2 protein-coding genes are annotated in these 1,963 nt (G+C 62.3%); one reads left to right on the forward strand and one right to left on the reverse strand.

Translation table 11 applies throughout. From position 1 onward, the window contains the following. The coding region (locus Q1K49_RS04735) for a C1 family peptidase (RefSeq protein WP_300523391.1) at positions 1-1,085 on the reverse strand (1,085 nt) is incomplete at its 3' end. 238 nt (positions 1,086-1,323) lie between these two features. Here Q1K49_RS04735 and Q1K49_RS04740 point away from each other — a divergent pair. Next, positions 1,324-1,963: cation diffusion facilitator family transporter (locus tag Q1K49_RS04740; protein WP_300523394.1), on the forward strand; the 640-nt coding region annotated here is incomplete at its 3' end.

Here is a 1,963-nt window from a genome sequence, read left to right on the forward strand (position 1 = left end):
CCGGGAACGCCGATCTGGCCTACCCATCCGAGGGGGTCGTACTGATAGATGGTTGCGGCGTGAGCGACCGGTTCTGAGACATAGGCCACCACCTCGGAGGTGTTCAGAGGGGCGTCCTCGTAGGAGAGCCAGAAGTATCCCGCTTTGCCCCAGGCGCTTCCCCAACTGTTCTTGATGAGCCAGGCTCCGTTCGAAGCGGGGGTGTTCCGGCCGAAATTCTCCTTGGGGAAGGCGTCGTCCCAGCCCACCACCAGCACCTGGTGATCCAGATCGTCAAATCCGCCCGAGGCGACATAGAGGGCGTTGGTGGCGCTGTTCCAGGAGTCGGGGTCCTGGACGGCCATGTGCACTGCGACGGAAAGGGCTCCGTAGGTCATGAGAGCCTGCTTCGTCGTGGCAACAGTGTAGCTTGATCCGTTCCGGATCGGCAGATAGAGCACGTCCCGCACGCGAACCCTGGCAGCGCGGCTCGTGGCCGCACCGGGGAGTCCCGAATAGGGGTCGTCGCTCTCCAGGACGGGGCCGGTCCCCCGGGCGACGAGCGCGGCGGATCTCCACGAATCGCCTCCTTCGTCATAGGGATTGCAGGGAGCATCGCAGGTGAAGGCCGGGAAGGTGCCTGCGCCGGTGTTCTCGTCGGTGTATCCGAACCAGGAGTGGTGTCGCTCGGAGAGGTCCAATGCCGCTTCGCCGTTTTTGAGCAGGTTGGACTCCACGGAGCCAAGGGCCGCGAAAGCCCAGCAGGTACCGTAGGCGCCCTGGTCGCGCACGGCGGTCACGTAGCTCGTTCCTGCCACGTTTCGCAGGTCGTAGGAGACGGGGAGGCTTTTTGCACGGAGTCCCAGGGCCGTTTCGGAGAGGGTCGTGATGTGGCGCAGGTTCACCGGCGAGGGGACGTACCCCTTTCCATGCTCGCCTTCCGTCTGTGCCGAAAGTGTTTCCGTTTCTCTCGCCGCTTGCCATTCCAGAAAGGCCGGGTTGTGGGGGGCGAAGCGAAACGGTGTCTCTCCGAAGGAAGGCAGGGCCGAGAACATGAGGGCGAGGAACGAGAGGAACAACAGAGGTGCGGTGCTCCGGTTTCGCATGGGCGGTCACGCTCCTTGGGCGGGATTCAGGTGTTTCTGGAGCTTACGTTCTGTCCGCTCTTTGCGCAAGGGGGGAGAAAAGGATTGTCCCGAGGGTGTCCGGCGGAGTTGTTCTGCCCGCGAAGTGAGACGGGGAAACGCCGGAACGGGAAATGTCGCAGAGTTATAATGAACACGTGGACGATCTTGCTCCCTGCTCCGACGTGGACATCGACAACATGAGGTGGTGGAGTAGTGCATGAAAACGAAAGAACAGACGGCATTCTCGGGGGGAGCCGAGGACACCGGGCGGGAATCCCTCCGGAACGCCCCGGATCGGGAGGAACTTCTGGTGCGGCGTGCCCAGACAGCGTCGCGGATCGGTACCCAGGGACTCCTGGTGAATCTCTTTCTCACTCTCTTCAAATATCTTGCCGGATACGCGGGACGAAGTGCCGCCATGATCGCCGACGCGACGCATTCGCTGTCGGATCTTCTCACGGATGTGGTGGTGGTCCTCGGGTTTCGTTTCGTGCAGAGGCCCGAGGACGAAGGACATGATTTCGGTCACGGACGGATCGAGACTATTCTCGCCCTGCTTTGCGGTGTTTTTCTTGCCCTTGTGGGTGTGGGCATTTTCTGGACCGCTGCGGTCCGGCTCCTGGAAATTCATCGAGGTACACTTCCGGTTGCTCCGGGGGGCATTGCGCTGTTCGCGGCCGTTCTGTCCGTGGTGTCCAAGGAGTGGCTCTACCGCTACACGCTTCTCTGGGGCCGCCGCCTCGACAGCAGCGTGCTCGTGGCGAAGGCGTGGGACCATCGTTCGGACGCGCTTTCCTCCGTGGGAACCCTGGTGGGCATCGGCGGCGCTTTTTTTCTCGGAGAAAAATGGCGCTTGC

The sequence above is a fragment of the Aminiphilus sp. genome (assembly GCF_029975095.1).
Classification (GTDB): domain Bacteria; phylum Synergistota; class Synergistia; order Synergistales; family Aminiphilaceae; genus Aminiphilus.